The sequence below is a fragment of the Allobosea sp. 2RAB26 genome (assembly GCF_052115465.1).
Classification (GTDB): Bacteria; Pseudomonadota; Alphaproteobacteria; order Rhizobiales; family Beijerinckiaceae; genus Allobosea.
On record NZ_JBFRGS010000008.1, the window covers coordinates 272,090 to 293,605 of the forward strand.

Below are 21,516 nucleotides of genomic sequence, written 5' to 3' on the forward strand. Positions count from 1 at the left end.
GACAGACACGACCATGGCAAAAGCTGCCGAGAAGACCACGCTGTCGACGACGGTCTACCAGAAACTGCGCAGCGACATCATCCAGGGCGAATTCAGGCCGGGTGAGAAGCTGCGCATCGAGGGGATTGCCTCGACCTATGGCGTCGGCAGCAATGCGGTCCGCGAGGCCCTGTCGCGGCTGTCATCGGAGCGCCTCGTCGAGCGGCACGAGCAGCGTGGCTTCTCGGTGCCGACGATTGCCCTCGACGATTGGCGGGTCCTCGTCCGCACGCGCTGCTGGCTCGAAACCAGGGCGCTCGAGGAAGCGATCAGCCATCGTGACGAGCGCTGGGAGGAAGGCATCGTGCTCGCCCTCCACCGGCTCTCGCGCTATCGCTCGGATCTCCCTGCGGAGCGCGCCGCTTGGGAGGACGCCCATCGCAATTTCCACCGGGCGCTGCTGGCGAATTGCGGGTCGCCCTGGCTGCTCGAGTTCTGCGAGATCCTGGCCGACCATGCCTCGCGCTATATCTCGATCTCGCACGCCTTTGGCAGGATGCCGCGCAATGGGCAGAGCGAGCACGAGGCGCTGATGAAGGCGGTGCTCAACGGCACCCCGCAAGAGGCCTGTGCCCTGCTCGTCGCGCACTACACCAAGACGCTCCAGACGATCGAGGAACTGTTCACGGAGGAGCGTTTCGCAGCCCTTGCGACCGGGCCCGGGAGCACACGCACCGCGGAATTCACGGAGTGACCACAGCGACGCTACGCGGAAATCTGATCTCCGCGTCGGCAAATCTGTGGGGAGCGCCGTTGTTTCGAGTGTCGCCTCCAGCCCGATCTTGCCGGGCCTCTTCCCGTCTCCGCCCGCCGCAGCGACGAACGTGGCTGGCGTGTCTGACTGGACCTCAGGACAGTCGATGGTCAGGCTCGGCGACAAGGCCGAAATCCTCCTGGAGCCCCCCGGACCCGGCAATGGGCTCGTGAGCCGAAGGTGCGCATATTGGCGTAAGGCATCGCTCGTCAGAAGCCGACCGATGCGGTCGTAAACGGCAAGCCCGTCACGCGGTGCCTGTTCGGAAGCGGCAAAAGTCAGACGATTGCCGAACACCGGATTGTCCATGGTAGTGGACATGCTTGGTGGTGTGGCGATCGTCTGGGCAGCTGACGCGGCGGCCCCGATAATTCGCGTGAGATGGTTCGGTTTCTGCTCGAAAGCTGAGGCGTGGGATTGCACGAGAAGGATCACGTTTCGGGTCGGCCGACATTGACGAAGGCGAAGTCCGCATGCCCTCACTCTGCCCCGCCTCTGCCGACTGCCGACGGACGAGCGCCCTCGACAGACTCACGGCGCGGCAAACGGCCATGCAGGATCACATAGGCGACGAGCCCGATCACCAGCCCCCAGAACGCCCCGCCGATGCCGAGCAGGCTGATCTTGGCCGATGAGGCAAGGAACGTGATCAACGCCGCCTCACGCGACCTCTGGTCGGCCATAGCGCTGGCGAGACTGCCGCCAATCGTGCCCATTAGCGCCAGCCCTGCGAGCGTCGTGATGAAGGTCGCTGGGAATGCCATGAAGACCGCCGCCAGAGCCACGCCGAAGACGCCGACAAGCACATAGAAAACGCCTGCGGCGATTCCTGCGATCCACCGTTTGGACGGATCCTCATGCGCTTCCTTGCCCGTGCAGATCGCTGCGGTGATCGCTGCGATGTTGAAGGCGTGGGAACCGAACGGCGCCATGATCAGCGAACCGAGACCTGTCACGGTCACGATCGGATTGGCGCTGGTCCTGAAGCCGTCATTGCGCAGGACGAGCATCCCCGGCATGTACTGCCCGGTCAACGTGATCAGGAACAGCGGCAACGCGACGCTCAAGAGCGCATTGAGCGAAATGTCCGGCGCAGTGAACACCGGAGCCGCAAGCTTGAACTGAAGCCCCGCGAGATCGACACGTCCCTTCACAGTCAAGAAGGCGAGGCCGAGCACCAGAATGCCAACGATAGCATAGCGAGGGATGAAGCGCTTCAGCACGAGATAGGCGATGATCAGAAGCCCAACCAGCAGAGGATCGACGCTCGCACCGCCAAACGCGCCGATGCCGAACTGCAGCAGGATACCGGCGAGCAAGCCTGATGCGATGCCCGGCGGGATCAGCCTGACGACCTTCTCGAAATAGCCCGACAGCCCGAGGGCGACGAATGCGGCCGCCGAGATCAGGTAAGCACCGACCGCCTCGGCATAAGGGGTCGTGGCGAGTGCCGTGACGAGGAACGCCGCCGCCGGCGTCGACCAGGCCGTGATGATCGGCTCGCGAAAGTGCCAGCTCAGATAGATCCCCGTCAGCCCCACGCCGATGGAAACAGACCAGACCCAGGATGCCGTCAGCTCCGGGCTGAGCCCCGCAACCTTTGCGGCCTGAAAGACCAGAATGAAGGTTCCCCCATAGTTGACGATGACAGAGATCAGTCCCGCGACGATCGGAGGCGCGAGATCACTTGGAGTGAGCGATGGTGGTGACGAGACAGGCGGCATGATCGTGGTCGTTATCCTGAAAACCCGCCTGGCCCGGGCCAGCGAGGCGGCTTGACTCCTAGCGGATCAATGGTCTGTTCATCCCCTCCACTTTCTTCGAGCAAGTCAGACCAATTGTTCAAGCATTCTCAGTTGGAATCGGTGAAGGCATGGCTTGCCCATCCCGCCCATGCGGAACTGCCGCTTCACGCGCGTATTCAACGGGCTTTGCGGCAGATGATCCTCGATGGTGCGCTGGGTCCCGGCAAGCCGCTGCCGGCCTCGCGGGCGCTCGCCAAATCGCTCGGTCTCTCCCGCGACACGATCGAGGCCGCCTATGCCCAGCTCCATGCCGAGGGCTTCATCGACCGGCGGGTGGGCAGCGGCAGTTTCGTGGCTGAGATGACCGAGTTCACTCCTGGCCTCAGGCTCTCTCATCGCGGCGCACTGCGGCGTAGCCCGGCTTCAAACCTCAGCGAACGCGGAGCGGCCATCTTCCGCGGTGGCGGCGTTCGCGAGCAGCTATCTCCCCGGCCGTTTGCCCCGGGCGTACCCGAGACGCGCAGCTTTCCGCTCGCGCTCTGGCAACGCCTGGAGCGGCAGGTGCTGAAGGAGACCGGCACGCGGGCGCTTCTTCACGGAGATCCCCAGGGCGCGGAGCCGCTTCGACGCGCTATTGCAGACTATGTCAACCTGGAGAGAGGCGCCCGCGCTCATCCCGACCGCGTGCTGGTCCTGACAAGCTCACAACAGGCAGTGGCGCTCTGCGCCAATATGCTGCTGGATCCTGGAGACCGCATCTTTATCGAGGATCCAGCCTATTACGGGGCACGCAAGGCCTTCGATGCAGCCGGTCTGGAATCTGCGCCTATCCGCGTCGACGATCAGGGAATTCTGGTCGAGCAACTGCGTGACGATCCGCGCAAGGCCAAGGCCGTCTTCCTGACGCCGTCCCATCAGTTTCCGACGGGCGCGACACTTGCGCTCGACCGGCGTCTCTCCCTGATCGAATGGGCAGCGAAGCATCAGGCCTGGATCATCGAGGACGACTACGACAGCGAGTTTCACTACGCCGGCAAACCAATGGCCTGCGTTCAGGGTCTCGATCAGCATGACCGGACCGTCTATATCGGCACATTCACGAAATCGCTCTTTCCAGGCTTGCGGGTCGGCTATGTCGTGCTGCCCCCGCAACTGGTCAAGCCAATGACGATTGCGCGCACGCTCCTGGACGGCCACACCGCCTCGATCGCGCAATTGACACTCGCCCGTTTTATGGAGGGAGGACATTTCGGAGCGCATGTTCGCGCCATGCGTAATGTCTACGCCGAGCGGCTCGAAATCCTGGCAAGCCTCGTGCGGACGGAGCTTTCGGCTTTCGTCGAGCCTCGGGTTCCGATCGGTGGACTCCAGATGCCGTGCGCGCTGACCGGCGACCTTTCAGAGCGTGCGGCCATCGACGCCGCGCAGCGCGTTGGCGTCGAGCTTCTGGGTCTGTCGGCCCTTCATGCTTCTGGCAATGGCGAGGCTGGCTTTCTGATGGGCTTCGCGGCCTACACTCCGGCCGAGCTTGAGGTCGCAGTCAAGCAGCTCTCGAGCGCATTCCGGACTGTGAAGAGCGCGTAGACCGGGGCAGTCYGGCTCACCGCAAATGGCCGGCCTTATCCTCTGCAAGTGGATGGGTGCAGCAGGCCATTTTCAAGATAAATACCGACGAAGCGATCCGCCGCAGATCAACAGTCGCATGTGCCAGGACTACACTTCATCTGGGTATAACGGACCTGCATCAAGGCGGGATCGTCGGGTTGCCGCCCTCGGCAAGGTCTTCGCAAGACTTGCCCGGCGGTCTCATCTGGAGCTTGCTTCGATATGAATGCACCATCGACGGGCGCCCTTTCGGCCGAGGATATCGCCCGCTTCGGTCATGACCCTGCCGAAGCATTTGCGATGAACCTGAAAGCCGTTCAGGAGCGCATCGCGTCAGCGTGCCAGGGCTGCGGGCGAAATCCAGTCGATGTGCATCTGCTGCCGGTCACCAAGACGGTTCCCGCCCATATCCTGCGGCTCGCCTTTGCTGCAGGCATCTCCAGCTTTGGGGAGAACAAGCTTCAGGAGGCCCGGGACAAGCGGTCGGTGCTTGGCGACCTGCCGATCCGCTGGAGCATCATCGGTCACCTCCAGACGAACAAGGTCAAGTATCTCGCCCGCTTCGCCACGGAGTTCCATGCCCTCGACAGCGTCCGGCTGGCCGATGAGCTCAACCGCCGGCTGGAGGCCGAGGGGCGCGACCTCGACGTCTTCGTTCAGGTGAACACGTCCGGCGAGGCCAGCAAGTACGGCCTGCATCCCGACGATCTTGTGTCGTTCGTCGAACGTCTGTCCGAGTACCCTCGCCTGAAGCCGCGCGGCCTCATGACGCTGGCAATCTTCAGTGCGGATTCCGAGCGCGTGCGCGCCTGTTTCCGGCTGCTGCGGACCCTGCGGGACCGCGCCGTCAGCATCGATCCCGGCCTTGTGCAGTTGTCGATGGGTATGTCGGGTGACTTCGAGTGCGCCATCGAAGAAGGCGCCGATGTCGTTCGGGTCGGCCAAGCCATTTTCGGTGCGCGACCGACCAGCGACGCGCTCTACTGGCCTGGTCTCATCCCGACCTCGCGACCGGAAGAGTGACGACACCGAGCCGAGCCAGTTCTGTTTCCGAAAGCAGATAGACAGGCGGGGCCATCGCCTCAGGCTTCTCCCCCCGAGGCGAATGCTCGCTTTGAGGCGAGCGACGCTCGCCGCTTGCCTGTCGGTGCAGCCATGATCCGGTGGCAAGGTGGGTTGCCGGCTGCGCTTCATGCAGCTTCGTCAGGCCCAGGTCTTCACCGCTGCGTCAGGTCTTCACGGCTGCGTCAGGTCAGCAACTGCCCGCCATCGACGACGATCGTTTGCCCGGTCACCCAGCTTGCCATGTCGCTCGCCAGGAACAGGGCGACATTGGCGACCTCTCCCGGCGCCCCGAAGCGCCCCCAGGGAATGCTGCCGAGCGTGCGCTCGTAGAGCTGCGGATCGGTCGTCTTGCGATTTTCCCACGAGCCGCCCGGAAACGCGATCGAGCCCGGCGCGATGGCGTTGACCCGGATGCGCTTCGGTGCGAGCGCCCGCCCCTGCCCCATGGTGTAGTTGACCACGGCCGCCTTGATGGCAGCGTAGGGCAGCGAACGCGGCACCGCCGTCAGGCCGGAAATCGACGAGATGTTGATGATGGCGCCGCCGCCCGCTTCCTCCAGGAACGGTATCGCCGTCTGGGTGGCGCGCACGGTCGCCATCAGGTCGACATTGATGCTGGCAAGCCAGCCGCTCTCGTCATCCTTCGAGCCGAAGCCCGACGCGTTGTTGATCAGGATGTCGATGCCGCCGAGCGCGCGAGCAGCGTCAGCCACAAAGCTCGCGGCCGCAGAGCCCTCGCCGAGATCGCATGCCATGCTGAAAACCGCCCCGCCATGCCGCTTCAACTCGGCTTCGACGGCGCTGAGCCCCTCGGGATTGCGAGCGCAGATCGCCACATCGGCGCCTGCCGCCGCGAAAGAGAGCGCGATGGATCGCCCGATGCCGCGGCTGCCGCCTGCGACGACGACCTTCTTGCCCCTGAAGGAGATTTCCATTCCGTAGCCCCGTTCAAACCATTTGACTGATCACGCCATGGTGCGCTTTCGGCAAACCGGCCTCAATCCGAATATGGCCCGGCGTCGATGTGTCCACACCCCAGTGAGGGGCGGATCATGCCGTCCGCTCCATCGCGGGCGCGAACTCCTTTTTCGGGGCAAGGGGCAATTTCTGTCGCGCATCACCGGCGGGCATCCCGGAGGCGATAGGCGCCGATCGAAACCCGGGTCGCTCAGAGGGTGAGCGGCATCCTGAATCTGAACCGCGTGCCCTCGGATGTCGAGATGACATCCAGCGTGCCTGCATGCGCCTTGGCGATCTGCGCGCAAATATAGAGGCCAAGACCGAGGCCCTGCTGGTGGGATCTGGCGGAGGCGCGCACGAAGGGTTTGAAGAGCTCGGCCATGATCTCAGGCGGGATTGGCTCTCCGGAATTCGAGACCGACAGCTCGAAATAGTCGGGAGACCGATGAGCGTCCACGATCACGGGGCCGTCCTCGGCGCCGTGCCTCAATGCGTTGGCGATGAGGTTCGACGCCATCTGGGCGATGCGCGCCGGGTCGCAGTCGATGACGCCGTCGAACCGCAGCGCCGCCGCGATCTCGCGATCGGGATATGCGGTCTGGAGTTCGCCGATCACCTGCTCTAGCGCGGGCTTCAGGTTCGTCTCGGCACCGCGCTCGAGAATGAACCCGCCGCCCAGTCGCCCGCGTGCGAAATCGAGAACGTCGTCGATCAGGCGCGACATCCGGCCAACGCTGCTCTGCATCATCGTCGCCAGCGTGCGCACCTTCGCCATGTCATCGCTCTTCAGCACCATGCGAAGGCCGGAATGGATGGAGGCAAGCGGATTGCGCAGGTCATGGCCGAGCACGGCGATGAACTGCTCGCGGATCTCGGTGTTCTGCAATTCGCCGACCAGTCTGGCCGCGCTGTCAGCGAGTTTCTGGTGGGCGTCGAGGTGGAAGGCGATCAGCTCAGCGAAGAGCTTGAACATGCCGGTAATGGCGGGCGTGCTGACGACATGCGGCCGCGGGTCGATCGCGCAGAGCGTGCCGAAGAATGTTCCATCCGGCAGGATGATCGGCATCGAGATATAGCTCTGCAGGCCATAGGTCGCAGGCGTATGATGCCGGCAATAGACGGGGTCCGCGTCGACATGGTCGATGACGACCATCTCGCGATGGTCGCGGATTTCATTGCAGATCGTGGTCTCGATCTTGAGCTCGCCGCCGGGCTGCAGGCCGAACGCGATTTCGTCGCGAACGCCACAGGCGACCCAGCGATCCTCGGTCACCCGCGCGACGGCGGCAAAGCCCATGCCCGTCGTCCGGCACACCACTTCCAGAATGCTCGGTACCGCGGCAATGGACGAGATCGCGGCGATATCTTCAGAGAAATCTTGACGCATCAAACCCCGCCCGGAAAAAACGAGCGGAAACACAATCGTGACGACGCGTCTATGTCAAAAGACCGGTCACGATTGGCCGTCCACGCCCGGATATGCGGCTCAGACATTTCTCCATAGCCATGGGCATAGCGGCCATTCCTGCCCCATGCCATAGGATAATGCCTAGCCCGTGACGCGTCCCAACACCCGCCCGAGCAGGTCCAGACTATAGGGCTTCTTGAGCAGCTCGGTGCGCGGCTCTGCATCAAGACCCTCGACCTGGTCCCGCCCCGTCGCAAAGACAATGGCGATCGCCGGCTTGAGTTCACGCAAGCTCCGGGAGAGCTCGATGCCCGAAATGTCGGGCAGGCCGACATCGGTCAGCAGGATGTCGATCTCCTCCCGCGACGCGATATCGATTGCCTCGCGCCCGCTATCGGCCTCGATCGCGACATAGCCGAGCTCGCGGACCAGATCGGCGGTATCCATGCGAATGATGGCGTCATCCTCGCAAACGAGGACCGTGAGTTTCCGCGCGGGCTCGGATGCAGCGAGCAGTGCCGGGCTGACTGCCGGCTCCGGCGTGTCGCCAGACGGTTTCCTGCCGCCATGCGACAGGACCTGCCTGATCTTCCTGGCCAGAGCCTCGCGCGTGTAGGGCTTCGACAGCAGGTTGACGCCTTCATCGAGCCGCCCGCCATGCACGATGGAGTTTTCCGTGTAGCCCGAGGTGAAGAGCACGCCGAGTTCCGGCAGCCTCTCCTTGGCCTTGCGCGCCAGTTCCGGGCTCTTCAATACTCCCGGCATCACGACATCGGTGAAGAGCAGGTCGATGGGTATGCCGCTCTCGATGACCGCAAGCGCGCTTTGCGCGTCATGTGCCTTCAGGACGCGGTAACCGAGTTCGCCCAGCAGTGCGATCACCGTGTCGCGAACGGCCTCGTCGTCCTCGACGACCAGGATGGTCTCGCTGCCGCCGCTGACCGGGCCGGTTTCGCTCTCGACCGGCATATCCTCGACCTGGGTCGAGCGTGGCAGATAGAGCCGGATCGTCGTGCCGTGGCCGGCCTCGCTGTAGATCTTCACATGGCCGCCGGACTGTTTGACGAAGCCGTAGACCATGGAGAGGCCGAGGCCTGTGCCCTTGCCTTCGGGTTTGGTCGAGAAGAACGGCTCGAAGACCCGCTCCATGACCTCAGGGCTCATGCCCGAGCCCGTATCGGTCACCGCCACCATGACATACTGGCCCGCCGAGACATCGGAATGCGCGCGTGCATAGGCGTCGTCGAGAAAGGCGTTGCCGGCTTCGATGGTGAGGCGGCCCTGGCCGTCCATCGCATCACGCGAATTGATCGCGAGATTGAGCAGCGCATTCTCCACATTGGTCGGATCGACCAATGTGTTCCAGAGCCCGCCGGCGATCATCGTTTCCACCTCGACGGCTTCACCGAGCGTGCGGCGAAGCAGATCGTCCATGCCGCGGATCAGCCGGCCGACGCTGACGACCTTGGGCTCCAGCGCCTGCCGGCGGCCGAAGGCCAGCAGTTGAGCGGCGAGCTTTGAGCCGCGCGCCACGCCTGCCATGGCGTTCGCGGCCCGCTTCTCGGCTCTCTCATTGCCGGTGATATCGCGCGAGAGCAGCTGCAGGTTCCCGCTGATCACCTGCAGCAGGTTGTTGAAATCATGTGCAACGCCACCGGTCAGGTTGCCGATCGCCTCCATCTTCTGGCTGTGGCGCAGCGCATCCTGCGCCCTGGCGAGCTCGGCCGTGCGGAGATCGACGCGATCTTCCAAGGTCGTGGCGAGGTCCGATAGCGCCGCCTCGGCCGTCTTCTGATCGTCGATATCGGTATTGGTGCCGATCCAGCGCACCACCGCGCCGTTCTCATCGAGGATCGGGACGGCGCGGGCGATGTGCCAGCGGAAGGCCCCGTCATGGCGCCTCAGCCTGAACTCGGTCTCGTAACCGATCCCGTCGCGACGCGCATTTTCCCAGGCGGCGGCCGCACTCGCGAGATCGTCAGGATGCACGATCGATGCCCAGCGCTCGTCGTCGAGCGAGCCCGCGCCCGTGCCAGAATAGGAATAGACCTGCTCGTTGAACCAATCGAGCATTCCGTCCGGTGTCGCGGTCCAGACATGGTTCGGCATGGACTGCGACAGGGTCCGGAACCGGCTTTCGCTCTCCTGCAAGGCGGCCTCGGCTTTCTTGCGGCCGGTGATGTCCTGGAAGAGCACGGCGACCTGCTTCGCGCTGGCCGGCTCGATGCGAAAGGCCGAGAGCTCGAGATAGCGGCCGGTCGCGACGAGCTCGCGTTCGAAGCGGATCGGCTGGCCGGTGCGGAGCACCCCGCCATAGAGCTCGACCCAGCCATCGGCCTCGTCCCGCACCATGTCGCGGAGCTTCTTTCCGACGACATCGGGAATGCCGGCATGAACCGCGTAGGCGGGATTGGCCTCGATATGGACGTAGTCGCTCAGCGCGCCATGCGGCCCATCGAAGAACTCGATGATGCAGAACCCCTCATCGATGCTGTCGAACAGGGTGCGATAGCGCTCTTCGGTCGCGACCAGCGCCTCTTCGACCGATTTCTGCGCCGTGATGTCGCGGGAAATCGCCAGCAGCCGCTCCGGCTTGCCATCTGGCCCGGGGACGGGCGTGATGCGGACATTCCACCATTTGGGCGTGCCCGCCATCGTCCTGGCGAAGCCCTCGAATTGGCCGGTGCCGCCGGCCCTGGCCGCTGCAACAGCGGCGATCGCCTCTGCCCGATCCTTGCCCTCCCAGAAATCGGTCCAGGCGCGGCCCGCGATCGGCCCAAAATCGGGGACCTCCATGACCCGCATGCCGCCTTCGCTCATGAAGGTCAGCTTGCCGTCGAGGTCGAGAACCTTGATGCAATCGTCGGATATCGCGAGCACGCTCTGGATCAGGCGGCGGTCGCGCTCCACGTCTGTAGTCACAGTCAGGTCCCTGCTCATTGCGCTGCGTGATGTCTCGAGCGTGCAAGCGTTCCTAGCGGCATTCGGCATGAACTGACACTGAGAGGATCATCGCGGGGCCGCCAGACTGAGCAGAGTGGAAGGAAAAACGGGGAGATAGACACGCCGGCAGTCCGCCGGGGAGACGAAGGATTTCGACACCGACAATCGACTGGCGACACTCAACTGCGATGCCCCCCGTCAGGTTCCATCGGTCCGAAAAGATTCTGCGCCTCACGATGCGTCCGTGCGCAGGCACGAAGAGGCGCCCTCATTCTGATCCGGCCTGGGCCTCGCCTTCGCCGTCCCCGCCATTCATCACGCCGTAGGAGCTGGATTTTGCGCCCGGCACGAGCGTGTAACCGACGGCCTCCAGCCCTCGCCTGAGCAGCTCCCGCACGGCCGCGGCACGCGTCGGCATGCGATTATTGAACCGGAAGTCATCGATCACCCGCAGCTCGTCCTCGTCGAGCATGACCTGAAGTCGCTCGCCGCGGCTGAGGCTTGTTCCCTTGATCGTTGTCTCGCTCATTGTCCGACCCTGCGCTGCCCCGGATCACTCAATCGACGCAAAAGCATCACTCTCATCAGAATGCGCCACTTACTCATTTGTTCCCATTGCGCCATCGGCTCGAAATGAGCAGGCGGTGCGCACGCCTCGCTATAAGTCACTGCACCAATTGGTTTTTTATCGTATCGACGGGCGAGGCGCGGTACTCTTGAGAAAATTATCTCAGGGACCGCGCCGAAGTTTCGCCCGTCCCGGAACAGGAGCAGCGATGCCAGTTGCAGGAAAAATCGTACTCAAGAGCGGAGCACAGCTTCCGCTGGAATACCGCATGGTGACCCAGCCGGACGGCCTCCTGTCCGGTGAGCTGATCGGCGATCTGGATGCCTGGGATCCGTTGGTCTTTGCCGACCGCCTGAGACTGGTCTGCAATGACGGGCGATCAGTCGAGGTGCTGATCACGCATGTGACGGACAAGGGCGCGCTTTTCATCGCCGCGCTGGAAGTTGCCGCCACGAACTCCGATTGCCAGGATGTGGCAACCACGACGGCAGCACTCGCTGGCTAGTATTGGGCCGCGGCGCAGTCGGATCTGCGTGCCGAATTCAGCTTGTTGCCGCGTCGACTGCACGCTGGAGATCGACCTGCCAGAACGGCTTTGAGAGCCGGGGCAGTTTCTGTCCCTGCTCGGTTGGCAGCTCCGCATAGCCGGTTGCCAGGATGATCGGCAGGTCCGGCCATTTCGCCCTGATGATTTCGGCGAGCTGGGCGCCCGTCATCCGGGGCATCGCGTGGTCGGTGATGACGAGATCGATCTTTGCGCCGCCGTCCAGCACCTCGAGCGCCTCCCTGGCCGAGGCCGCCTCGATCACGCTGTGTCCAAGATCCTCGAGCAAGGCCGCCGTGTTCATCAGGATGAGTGCGTCGTCATCGACGGCGAGCACCCGCAATGAGCGCTGGGGCTTGTCATCCGCCGGATACGATCGGGCATCGGGCGAGACCTCCTGCGTCGGCAATCGCTCTGCGACGGGAAGCCAGATTTCGGCCGTCGTCCCCTCTCCGGACCGGCTCTTGAGGACGAATCCCCCCCCGGACTGTTCGGCCATGCCATGGACCATGGAGAGCCCGAGCCCGGTGCCCTTGCCGACCCCCTTGGTCGTGAAGAACGGCTCGGTCGCGCGTGCCAACGTCTGCTCGTCCATTCCCTCTCCGACATCGCTCACCGACAGGCAGAGATAGCACCCTGGCGCCAGGTTCGAGCGCCCGGCCGCCGCAATATCCTCAGCGCGCGCCGCAATGATGATCGTCCCGCCACCTGGCATGGCGTCCCGCGCATTCATGGTCAGGTTCAGCAGCGCCAGTTCGAGCTGATGCGGATCGACGCGCGCCGCATCCAGCGCCAGCGGAAACCGCGTTTCAATACTGACGAGCGGACCGAGCGAGCGCTGGAGCAACTCCGACATGCCCGAGACCAGCTTCGGCAGGTCGACCGTCGTGGGAGAAAGTTCCTGGCGGCGCGCGAAGGACAGCATGCGCTGTGTCAGGGAAATGCCCCGGCGCGCGCCCTCGATCGCGTTATCGGCGAGAGCGGCGACCTTCTCGCTCGAGGCCTGTTTGCGGATGAGCTCCAGGCTGCCGAGGATGGCGGCCAGCAGATTATTGAAGTCATGCGCAACGCCGCCGGTGAGCTGGCCGATGGCCTCGGTCTTCTGGCTTTGAAGCAGCGATTGCCGCGCCTCCTCCAGCGCCTGCTCATGGCGTCGCCGTTCGGTCATGTCCCGGGTGACCTTGGCGAAGCCGATGACCTCGCCATTGTCCCCCTTGATCGCATCGATGACCACGCTTGCCCAGAACGGCGTTCCGTCCTTCCGGAGGCGCCAACCCTCCTTCTCGAACTTGCCCTCGCGGATGGCCGTGTCGAGCGCGCGCTGGGGCTCGCCCCTCTCGCGATCCTCGGCCGTATAGAAACGGGAGAAATGCTGCCCGATGATCTCGTCTGGCGCATAGCCCTTGATCCGCTCGGCACCCTGATTCCAGTTGCTGACGATGCCGTCGCGATCGAGCATATAGATGGCGTAGTCGGTGACGCCCTGCACCAGGAGCCGGAAGCGCTCCTCGCTTCGACGCAGGGCATTTTCGGCTTCTCTCCGCTCGGACAGATCGCGCGTGATCTTGGCGAAGCCGAGGAGTTCGCCGTCCGTTCCATAGATCGCATCGATGACGACGCTGGCCCAGAAGGTCGTGCCGTCCTTGCGGACGCGCCAGCCCTCGCTTTCGAAGCGGCCCTCGCGCGCCGCCGTGCCCAGCGCGAACGCGGGCAGTCCCCTCGCGCGATCGGCATCGGTGTAGAAACGCGAGAAATTGGTGCCAAGCACCTCCAGCGCCGTGTAGCCCTTGAAGCGTTCGGCCCCGCGGTTCCAGCTGCCGATCGTGCCTGCCGGGTCGAGCATGTAGATCGCATAATCCGTGACGGCCTCGACCAGGATGCGATAACGCTCATCGCCCATTGCAGATTGTTCGGCCTTACCCATAGCGTCCCCGCGCATCACACCGGAACAGGGAACGTCGGCGAGTGGACATTGTTCCGTCGCCGGAATGAAAAAGCATCGAGCGCCCCGTCGCAGCGCAGCACGCCTAAGCCCCATTTGCTTTATCGAATGCCCCGAGCAAGATGGCTACCAACTCGCGAAAGCGTCGTTGGAGACTGGCATGGCCGACGCCGAAGCTCTGCTGGGCACCTGGAAAATGATCTCCTGGACGCGCGAGGCTGTCGCGACCGGGGTCGTGACCGACGCCATGGGGTCTGATCCGGTCGGCTACATTTCCTATCAGCCCGACGGTCGAATGATGGCGCTCGTGCTTGACCGGAACAGGGAGAAGCCCGTCGGGTCTGCGCCATCGCCCGAGGAAAAGATCGGTCTGTTCGATTCGATGCTTGCCTATGCGGCGGCCTATACGCTGGAGGACGACAAGGTCACCCACCATGTCGACGCGGCCTGGAACCCGACCTGGCAGATCGACCTGATCCGGCCCTACATCCTGGCCGGGGACAGACTCGTGATCAGCGGAGCGCCCGGCCATGATCCCGCAACCGGCGAAGCGGTGATCTACCGCATGGAGTTCCGGAAGGTCTGAGCGCTTTCGCGGGCAGATCGGCACATTTTCAGATTGAACCGAACGACCGCCGCGCTAGCCTAGCTGCAATGATCATTCGTCAGCTTGTCTATCTGGACGCCCTTGCCCGCGAGAAGCATTTTCGACGCGCAGCCGAGGCCTGCCACGTCTCCCAACCCACCCTGTCCACCGCCATCGGACAGCTGGAGGAAGAACTCGGCGTGCTTATCGTCGAGCGGGGGCGCCGGTTTCAGGGGCTGACCAAGGAGGGCGAGGTCGTCCTCGCCCATGCCCGCCGCATCCTCGCAGAGGCCGACCTGCTGAAGGAATCGATCGCCGAGCTCAGGCAGGGCGTGAGCGGTCGCATCCGGCTCGGCGCCATTCCGACAGCCCTGCCGATGATCGCCCACATCACCGCGCCGTTCTCGGAGCGCTACCCGGCGGTCTCCCTGACCGTGCTGTCGCTGACCTCGGCCGAGATCCAGAGCCGAATCGACAATTTCGAGCTCGATGTCGGCCTGACCTATCTCGACAATGAACCTCTCGACCGCGTGATCTCGAAGCCGATCTACCTGGAATCCTATGTGCTGCTGACGCGCGAGGATGGCGAGATCGCGCGGCAGGACACCATCACCTGGGCGGAAGCCGCGGAGCTCAAGCTTTGCCTGCTGACCTCCGACATGCAGAACCGACGGATCATCGACGGCATCTTTCGCTCCGTCGGACATTCGCCGCGGCCGGCAATCGAAACCAACTCGATCTTCAACCTGTGCTCTCATGCCGGGATCCAGGGCGTCTCGAGCATCGTCTCGCTGCAGCTGCTCGAGTTCTTCGGGGTACCGCTCGGAACCAAGGCCCTGCCGCTCGTGGAGCCGGACGCCAAGCGCACCATCGGGCTGATCGTGGCGGACCGCCAGCCCTTCGCGCCCTTGGCGCGAAACCTGCTGATGATGTCGCGCCCGATCAGCGAGGCCGGCCTGCCTCGCCTGCCCATCGTGAGATAGCTGAGTTCTATCTAAGACGGCAGATCCAGCTCCTCCCGGAGGGAACTATAATCGTTTGGCCGCGTTCTATGGATTGGCACGCAAGGAGATGCGGCAAGCATCCCGGGAACGCTGCTTTTTGATAGCTAGAAACTATCACGTAGTTGGAACAAACGATTTGAAATCGTTCCAGCCTTGGCCACCCTGACCACAAGCATGACGGCCGGTTCAACGGCCCGCTTGGAGGAAATATGGCTGAGTTTCCGGCATGGGACCGGGACGAAGCACGTCGAATCGTCGGCGGGCTCGTTCATTTGGAAGGCGCAACCCTGCCCATCCTGCACGCGCTGCAGGAGGAGTTCGGCTATATCGACGCCGAGGCCGTTCCGCTGATCTCGGAAGCGTTGAATCTGTCGCGGGCCGAGGTTCATGGCACGATCAGCTTCTATCACGACTTCCGGTCCGAGCCGCCGCCGCGCCGCGTCGTCAAGCTGTGCCGGGCCGAGGCCTGCCAGGCGCTCGGCTGCGAAGACCTCGTCGCGCATCTTGCCCAGGCGGGCGGCATCGCGGTCGATCACGCGTCTCCCGACAGCCCCGTCGCGGTCGAGACCGTCTATTGCCTCGGCAATTGCGCACTCGGGCCCTCGGCCCTGGTGGATGGCGAACTGATCGGGCGCGTCGACGCTGCGCGCCTGCTTGCGCTTTGCGAGACGCAGCCCGGCTCGAGGGGGCAGCGATGAGCCAGGAGTTCACCAACAGCCCGCCCCCCGGCATCCGCGTCTTCGTGCCGATCGATGCGGCCGCCCTGTCGGTCGGCGCCGAAGCGGTCGCGCAGGCGATCCTGCGAGAAGCCGCGGAGCGCGGCATCGAGATCGAACTCGTCCGCAATGGTTCGCGCGGCCTGCTCTGGCTGGAACCGATGGTCGAGGTTGAAACCAGCGAGGGCCGCGTCGCCTATGGCCCGGTCACCGCGGCAGGGGTAGCCGGCCTGTTCGATGCAGGCTTCATGCATGGCGATGCGCATACGCTGCGCCTTGGCCCGGTCGCCGAACTCGACTGGATGAAGCGCCAGCAACGCCTGACCTTCGAGCGTGTCGGCGTCACCGATCCGCTCTCCCTGCCGGAATATCGCGCCCATGGCGGCCTGGCCGGATTGCAGTCGGCGCTCGCGCTTCAGCCGGCCGAGATCGTCGAGACGGTTCGCGCGTCGGGCCTGCGCGGCCGGGGCGGCGCCGGGTTCCCGACCGGGATCAAATGGAAGACCGTCCAGGACGCCAGGGCCGATCAGAAATATATCGTCTGCAATGCCGATGAGGGCGATTCCGGCACATTTGCCGATCGCATGCTCATCGAGGGCGACCCCTTCCTCCTGATCGAGGGCATGGTGATCGCGGCAATCGCCGTCGGCGCGACGCGTGGCTACATCTATCTGCGCTCGGAATATCCGCATGCCTATCGCACGCTCTGCCGCGCCATTCTGAAGGCGGAGCATGCCGGCCTGCTCGGCGACTCGGTCCTCGGTTCCGGACATGCTTTCCACCTCGAGGCCCGGCTCGGGGCCGGCGCCTATATCTGCGGCGAGGAGACGTCGCTGCTCGAAAGCCTGGAAGGAAAGCGGGCGATCGTCCGGGCCAAGCCGCCCCTGCCCGCGCTGCAAGGCCTGTTCGGCAAGCCGACGATCGTCAACAACGTGCTGTCCTTCGCGGCCGTGCCCTGGATCCTGGCCCATGGCGCCCAGGCCTATGCCGATTTCGGCATGGGTCGCTCGCGCGGCACGCTGCCGGTGCAGCTCGGCGGCAATGTCAGACGTGGCGGGCTGATCGAACTCGCCTTCGGCATCTCGCTGCGGGAGATCATCGAGGGCTTTGGTGGCGGCACGCTGAGCGGCCGGCAGATCCGCGCCGTCCAGGTTGGCGGTCCGCTCGGCGCCTATCTGACTGCGAGCCAACTCGACACGCCGATGGATTACGAGGCGCTGGCGGCCATCCGGGCGATGCTCGGCCATGGCGGTATCGTCGTCTTCGACGACACGGTCGACATGGCCAAGCAGGCGCGCTTCGCCTTCGCGTTCTGCGCCAAGGAAAGCTGCGGCAAGTGCACGCCCTGCCGCATTGGCGCGACGCGCGGCGTCGAGGTGATGGACCGCATCATCGCAGGCGAGGAGCGCCCGAAGAACATCGCCGTGCTGCGCGATCTTTCGCGCCTGATGACCGACGCCTCGCTCTGCGCGATGGGCGGCCTGACCCCCATGCCCGTGCTGAGCGCGCTGAACCATTTTTCCGAGGATTTCGACCGGCCACCGCTGCCGATGGCCGCCGAATGAGGAGCATCTGATGAGCCTGATCAAGGAGATCGATTTCGGGACGCCGATCCGCGTGGCGGAGAAGCTGGTCACGCTGACGGTCGACGGACAGAGCGTCACGGTGCCGGCCGGCACCTCCGTCATGGCCGCGGCAATGAGCCTCGGCACCAAGATCCCGAAGCTCTGCGCCACCGATACGCTCGAGCCCTTCGGCTCGTGCCGGCTCTGCCTGGTCGAGATCGAGGGGCGGCGCGGCACGCCGGCCTCCTGCACCACACCGGCCGAGGACGGCATGGTGGTCAGGACGCAGAGCGAGCAGCTCTCGACGCTGCGCAAGGGCGTGATGGAGCTCTACATCTCCGATCACCCGCTGGACTGCCTGACCTGCTCGGCCAATGGCGACTGCGAATTGCAGGACATGGCCGGCGCCGTCGGCCTGCGCGAGGTGCGCTATGGCTATGAGGGTGAGAACCACGTCTTCGCGAAGCAGGACGGCGCGGCCAACGCGCTGTTCCTCGGCAAGGACGCTTCGAACCCCTATTTCACCTATGACCCGTCGAAATGCATCGTCTGCAACCGCTGCGTCCGCGCCTGCGAAGAGGTGCAGGGCACATTTGCACTGACGATCACCGGACGCGGCTTCGAGTCGCGCGTCGCGGCCGGCCCAACCGACTTCCTCGGCTCCGAATGCGTCTCCTGCGGCGCCTGCGTCCAGGCCTGCCCGACCGCGACCCTGATGGAAAACTCCGTCATCGCGATGGGCCAGCCGGAGCATTCCAAGGTCACGACCTGCGCCTATTGCGGCGTCGGCTGCTCGTTCAAGGCCGAGATGCAGGGCGACCGCGTCGTGCGGATGGTTCCCTACAAGGACGGCAAGGCGAACGAGGGACATTCCTGCGTCAAGGGCCGCTTCGCCTGGGGCTATGCGAACCACAAGGACCGCATCACCCAGCCGATGATCCGCGAGAAGATCACCGATCCCTGGCGCGAGGTGTCCTGGGAGGAGGCGATCGGCTACGCGGCGTCCGAGTTCAAGCGGATTCAGGCCAGCTACGGGCGGGAATCGGTTGGTGCGATCACCTCGTCCCGCTGCACCAATGAAGAGGTCTTCCTCGTCCAGAAGCTGGTGCGCGCCGCGTTCCGCAACAACAATGTCGATACCTGCGCCCGCGTCTGCCACTCGCCGACCGGCTACGGTCTGAAGACGACATTTGGCACCTCCGCCGGTACCCAGGACTTCAAGTCGGTGGCCAAGGCGGATGTCATCATCGTCATCGGTGCGAACCCGACCGACGGTCACCCGGTTTTCGCCTCGCGGATGAAGAAGCGCCTGCGCGAGGGCGCCAAGCTGATCGTCGCCGATCCGCGCCGGATCGACCTCGTGAAGTCGCCGCACATCAAGGCCGAGCATCACCTCCAGCTCAAGCCCGGCACCAATGTCGCGCTGATCAATGCGATTGCCCATGTCGTGGTCACCGAGGGGCTGATCGACGAGGATTATGTCCGCGAGCGCTGCGACCTCACCGATTTCGAGATCTGGGCCCGCTTCATCGCCGAAGAGCGCAACTCGCCCGAGGCGAGCGAGGAATTCACCGGCGTTCCGGCGACCGAGGTCCGCGCCGCCGCGCGCCTCTTCGCCACCGGCGGCAATGGCGCGATCTATTACGGGCTCGGCGTCACCGAGCACAGCCAGGGTTCGACCACCGTCATGGCGATGGCGAACCTCGCGATGGCCTCCGGCAATATCGGCCGCGAGGGCGTCGGCATCAATCCGCTGCGCGGCCAGAACAACGTCCAAGGCTCCTGCGACATGGGGTCGTTCCCGCACGAGTTCTCCGGCTATCGCCATGTCTCCGACGATGCGACCCGCCAGATCTTCGAGATGATGTGGGGCGTGCCGCTCGAGACCGAGCCGGGCCTGCGCATTCCCAACATGCTCGACGAGGCGGTCGGGGGTACGTTCAAGGGGCTCTATGTCCAAGGCGAGGACATTGCGCAGTCCGATCCCAATACCCAGCACGTCACGGCGGGTCTCGCTGCGATGGAATGCGTCGTCATCCAGGATCTCTTCCTGAATGAGACTGCGAAATACGCCCATGTCTTCCTGCCGGGCTCGTCCTTCCTGGAGAAGGACGGCACCTTCACCAATGCCGAACGCCGGATCAACCGCGTCCGCCAGGTCATGGCGCCGCTTTCGGGCAAGTCGGAATGGCAGGTCACGATCGATCTCGCCAATGCGCTCGGCTATGACATGGCCTACGCCCATCCCAGCGAGATCATGGACGAGATCGCGCGCCTGACGCCGAGCTTCGCAGGGGTGAGCTATGACAAGCTCGACAAGCAGGGTTCGGTGCAATGGCCCTGCAACGAGAAAGCCCCGAACGGGACGCCTCTGATGCATGTCGACCGCTTCGTGCGCGGCAAGGGCAAGTTCATGATCACGGAATACGTGCCGACGCAGGAGCGCACCGGCCCGCGCTTCCCACTGATCCTGACGACCGGCCGCATTCTCTCGCAATACAATGTCGGCGCTCAGACGCGCCGGACCGAGAATTCGATCTGGCACGATGAGGATGTGCTCGAAATTCACCCGTTCGACGCGGAGAACCGCGGCATCCAGACGGGCGATCTGATCTCGCTTGCCAGCCGCTCGGGCGATATCGCATTGCGGGCCGAGGTCTCGGAACGCATGCAACCGGGCGTGGTCTACACGACCTTCCACCATGCCTCGACCGGCGCCAACGTCATCACCACCGATTATTCGGACTGGGCGACGAACTGCCCGGAATACAAGGTCACGGCCGTCGAGGTTCGGCGCACCAATTACTATTCGCAATGGCAGGAGCGGAACCGGGAGGAAGACGTTTCGCTCAGGCTGATCGCGGGCAGGTTGCCGGATGCCGCAGAATAGTTCGCCCGCCCAGTCCCCGGCCTCCTGCGCCGTCCAGGTCGAACCGCTGCGGTTCGACTCAGGCCCGCAGCCGTTCGCGATCGCCGAGGTCCCGGTCGAGACGCCGGTGAACGTCGTCTATGGCACCCTGCCCTATGCGGTGATGATGGCGAGCCCGGCCGATCTGGAGGATTTCGTCGTCGGGTTCAGCCTGACCGAAGGCATCATTGCCGGGGTTGACGAGATCCGCGAGATCCGGGTCACGCCGCGGGAAGACGGCATCGTGGTCTCGGTCGATCTGGCGCCCGGCCGTTTCCGCGAGCATCTGGCCCGGCGTCGCAATCTCTCGGGCCGAACCTCCTGCGGCCTGTGCGGCGTCGAGACCCTGGCCGATCTGCCGGTGGCGGAACTGGTGTCCCGCAGCCGCTCCCCGGTGACACCTGGCGCCATCCGGGCAGCGCTCGCCGCACTGGAAGGCCACCAGCCCCTGCATCGCCGGACGCGCGCCGTCCATGCCGCGGCCTGGTGCGACAGCGAGGGCAAGATTCTGGCTGCGCGCGAGGATGTCGGCCGTCACAACGCGCTGGACAAGCTGATCGGCGCCCGGCTTCGTGCCGGCCATGGCACCGATGACGGCTTCGTCCTCGTCACCAGTCGCGCCTCATTCGAGATGGTCGAGAAGGCCGCGATCTTCGGAGCCGGAACCCTGGTTTCGGTTTCGGCCCCAACATCCCTGGCGATCGAGCGGGCCAAGCGCCTCGGCCTCACCCTGGTCAGCATCGCGCGCAGCGATGCTGCCATGCTTTTCACTGGCACGCTCGCGCATGAGCGGGAGGCCCACACGTCATGAGCACGATAGGCAACATGCCCTCCTCGCATGCCGAAGCGGTGCTGGCAGGCAAAGGCGCCAAGCTCGCGCACATGGGCGGCCAGATCGCCGAGTTCTTCCAATCCTACCCGGACGAGCAGGCCGTGCCCGCGATCGCCGACCATATCAACCAGTTCTGGAGCCGGCGCATGCGCGACGACTTCATCGCAGCCTTCGCTGCAAACCCGTCCGGATTGCCACCGCTGCTGCGCAAGGCGCTGCCCAAGATCAAGGGCGCGCCCGCCGGACGCTGACATCTCTGCTGTTCACGGAATGCCACCGGCCCTTCGAGGGAAGGCCGGTGTCGGAAGAAGCCGGTGCGGAAACCGGCCAGG

General features: G+C 64.5%; 17 protein-coding genes. 11 read left to right on the forward strand and 6 right to left on the reverse strand.

The annotated features are described in order from the left end of the window. The first annotated feature begins 13 nt into the window (after positions 1-13). Complete coding sequence (locus AB4118_RS18045) at positions 14-733, forward strand: GntR family transcriptional regulator (RefSeq protein WP_441491028.1); 720 nt, start codon at positions 14-16, stop codon at positions 731-733. 539 nt (positions 734-1,272) lie between these two features. Here the strand turns inward: AB4118_RS18045 and AB4118_RS18050 are convergent. After that, positions 1,273-2,517 (reverse strand): benzoate/H(+) symporter BenE family transporter, encoded by a 1,245-nt coding sequence (locus AB4118_RS18050; protein WP_441491029.1) that lies wholly within the window; start codon positions 2,515-2,517, stop codon positions 1,273-1,275. A gap of 114 nt (positions 2,518-2,631) precedes the next feature. Between AB4118_RS18050 and pdxR the strand changes: the two genes are divergently transcribed. Next, positions 2,632-4,122 carry a MocR-like pyridoxine biosynthesis transcription factor PdxR gene (pdxR, locus tag AB4118_RS18055; protein ID WP_441491030.1) on the forward strand — a complete coding sequence of 497 codons (1,491 nt, stop codon included), beginning with the start codon at positions 2,632-2,634 and terminating at the stop codon, positions 4,120-4,122. A gap of 243 nt (positions 4,123-4,365) precedes the next feature. Then, positions 4,366-5,166, forward strand: a complete 801-nt coding sequence (locus AB4118_RS18060) for a YggS family pyridoxal phosphate-dependent enzyme (protein WP_441491031.1) — start codon at positions 4,366-4,368, stop codon at positions 5,164-5,166. A gap of 224 nt (positions 5,167-5,390) precedes the next feature. Here the strand turns inward: AB4118_RS18060 and AB4118_RS18065 are convergent, their stop codons facing one another. From AB4118_RS18065 to AB4118_RS18080, 4 genes are all read right to left on the reverse strand, one after another. Continuing rightward, positions 5,391-6,143, reverse strand: a complete 753-nt coding sequence (locus AB4118_RS18065) for an SDR family NAD(P)-dependent oxidoreductase (RefSeq protein ID WP_441491032.1) — start codon at positions 6,141-6,143, stop codon at positions 5,391-5,393. A gap of 233 nt (positions 6,144-6,376) precedes the next feature. Then, a complete protein-coding gene (locus tag AB4118_RS18070; RefSeq protein ID WP_441491033.1) occupies positions 6,377-7,555 on the reverse strand; it encodes a GAF domain-containing sensor histidine kinase in 1,179 nt (392 codons plus the stop codon). A gap of 162 nt (positions 7,556-7,717) precedes the next feature. After that, positions 7,718-10,498 carry a hybrid sensor histidine kinase/response regulator gene (locus tag AB4118_RS18075; RefSeq protein WP_441491034.1) on the reverse strand — a complete coding sequence of 927 codons (2,781 nt, stop codon included), beginning with the start codon at positions 10,496-10,498 and terminating at the stop codon, positions 7,718-7,720. A gap of 289 nt (positions 10,499-10,787) precedes the next feature. Further along, positions 10,788-11,048: a hypothetical protein gene (locus tag AB4118_RS18080; protein WP_441491035.1), complete on the reverse strand. Its 261-nt coding sequence runs from the start codon at positions 11,046-11,048 to the stop codon at positions 10,788-10,790. 115 nt (positions 11,049-11,163) lie between these two features. Between AB4118_RS18080 and AB4118_RS18085 the strand changes: the two genes are divergently transcribed. Then, positions 11,164-11,592 carry a hypothetical protein gene (locus AB4118_RS18085; protein WP_441491036.1) on the forward strand — a complete coding sequence of 143 codons (429 nt, stop codon included), beginning with the start codon at positions 11,164-11,166 and terminating at the stop codon, positions 11,590-11,592. A 37-nt stretch (positions 11,593-11,629) separates the two neighbouring features. Here the strand turns inward: AB4118_RS18085 and AB4118_RS18090 are convergent, their stop codons facing one another. Then, complete coding sequence (locus tag AB4118_RS18090; protein WP_441491037.1) at positions 11,630-13,531, reverse strand: hybrid sensor histidine kinase/response regulator; 1,902 nt, start codon at positions 13,529-13,531, stop codon at positions 11,630-11,632. Between the two features lie 202 nt (positions 13,532-13,733). Between AB4118_RS18090 and AB4118_RS18095 the strand changes: the two genes are divergently transcribed. The 7 genes from AB4118_RS18095 (at position 13,734) to AB4118_RS18125 (ending at position 21,435) form a co-directional block, all read left to right on the forward strand. Then, complete coding sequence (locus AB4118_RS18095) at positions 13,734-14,159, forward strand: lipocalin-like domain-containing protein (protein WP_441491038.1); 426 nt, start codon at positions 13,734-13,736, stop codon at positions 14,157-14,159. Between the two features lie 68 nt (positions 14,160-14,227). Further along, positions 14,228-15,142 carry a LysR family transcriptional regulator gene (locus tag AB4118_RS18100; protein ID WP_441491039.1) on the forward strand — a complete coding sequence of 305 codons (915 nt, stop codon included), beginning with the start codon at positions 14,228-14,230 and terminating at the stop codon, positions 15,140-15,142. A gap of 230 nt (positions 15,143-15,372) precedes the next feature. Further along, complete coding sequence (locus tag AB4118_RS18105; RefSeq protein WP_441491040.1) at positions 15,373-15,861, forward strand: NAD(P)H-dependent oxidoreductase subunit E; 489 nt, start codon at positions 15,373-15,375, stop codon at positions 15,859-15,861. Next, a complete protein-coding gene (locus AB4118_RS18110; protein ID WP_441491041.1) occupies positions 15,858-17,444 on the forward strand; it encodes a formate dehydrogenase beta subunit in 1,587 nt (528 codons plus the stop codon). The genes AB4118_RS18105 and AB4118_RS18110 overlap by 4 nt, the downstream gene beginning before the upstream one ends. Before the next feature lie 10 nt (positions 17,445-17,454). After that, on the forward strand, positions 17,455-20,334 hold the full coding sequence (gene fdhF / locus AB4118_RS18115) for a formate dehydrogenase subunit alpha (RefSeq protein ID WP_441491042.1): 2,880 nt from the start codon (positions 17,455-17,457) through the stop codon (positions 20,332-20,334). Beyond that, positions 20,321-21,163 carry a formate dehydrogenase accessory sulfurtransferase FdhD gene (gene fdhD / locus AB4118_RS18120; protein ID WP_441491043.1) on the forward strand — a complete coding sequence of 281 codons (843 nt, stop codon included), beginning with the start codon at positions 20,321-20,323 and terminating at the stop codon, positions 21,161-21,163. Before fdhF ends, fdhD begins: the two co-directional genes overlap by 14 nt. Continuing rightward, positions 21,160-21,435: a formate dehydrogenase subunit delta gene (locus AB4118_RS18125; RefSeq protein ID WP_441491044.1), complete on the forward strand. Its 276-nt coding sequence runs from the start codon at positions 21,160-21,162 to the stop codon at positions 21,433-21,435. The genes fdhD and AB4118_RS18125 overlap by 4 nt, the downstream gene beginning before the upstream one ends. The last annotated feature ends 81 nt before the right edge of the window (positions 21,436-21,516 follow it).